The organism is Lysobacter sp. TAB13 (genome assembly GCF_052113885.1).
GTDB lineage: Bacteria > Pseudomonadota > Gammaproteobacteria > Xanthomonadales > Xanthomonadaceae > Lysobacter > Lysobacter gummosus.
Map to the genome: position 1 here is coordinate 1 of NZ_JBFRDR010000058.1, position 881 is coordinate 881.

The 881-nt window shown below is 68.8% G+C and carries 1 pseudogene; it reads left to right on the top strand.

What is annotated here, in order from left to right:
• Window positions 1-881: pseudogene (locus tag AB4Y92_RS25085) on the top strand (hypothetical protein); the annotation flags it as partial.

The following is an 881-nucleotide window of genomic DNA, read 5'->3' on the forward strand; positions in this document are numbered from 1 at the left end:
GACCAGGCGGCGACGCTGACGCTGATCAAGACGGTGACCAACGACAACGGCGGTACCGCAACGATCAACGACTTCCCGTTGACCGCGACGGGTCCGACCACGATCACCGGCGTCAGCGGCAGCACGCCGGTGACCGCCGCGGCGGTCGGTGCGGGCACCTACACCCTGAGCGAAACCAACGTGGCCGGTTACACCGCCGGCGCGTGGACCTGCACCGCGGGCGCCTTGACCGGCGACAGTCTGGTCCTGGCCGGCGGGCAGAACGCGACCTGCACCATCGTCAACGACGACCAGGCCGCGACGCTGACCCTGGTCAAGACGGTGACCAACGACAACGGCGGCACCGCGACGATCAACGACTTCCCGTTGACCGCGACGGGTCCGACCACGATCACCGGTGTCAGCGGCACCGCGACGGTGACCGCCGCGTCGGTCGGTGCGGGCACCTACACCCTGAGCGAAACCAACGTGGCCGGCTACACGGCCGGCGCATGGAACTGCACCGGCGGCGCGCTGACCGGCGACAGCCTGGTGCTAACCGGCGGGCAGAACGCGACCTGCACCATCGCCAACGACGACCAGGCCGCGACGCTGACGCTGGTCAAGACGGTGACCAACGACAACGGCGGCACGGCAACGATCAACGACTTCCCGTTGACGGCGACCGGTCCGACGACGATCACCGGCGTCAGTGGCACCACGCCGGTGACGAACGCGGCAGTCGGTGCGGGTACCTATACGCTGAGCGAAACCAATGTGGCCGGCTACACGGCCGGCACCTGGACCTGCACCGGCGGCACGCTGACCGGTGACAGCCTGGTGCTGACCGGCGGTCAGAACGCAACCTGCACCATCGTCAACGACGACCAGGCGGCGACGCT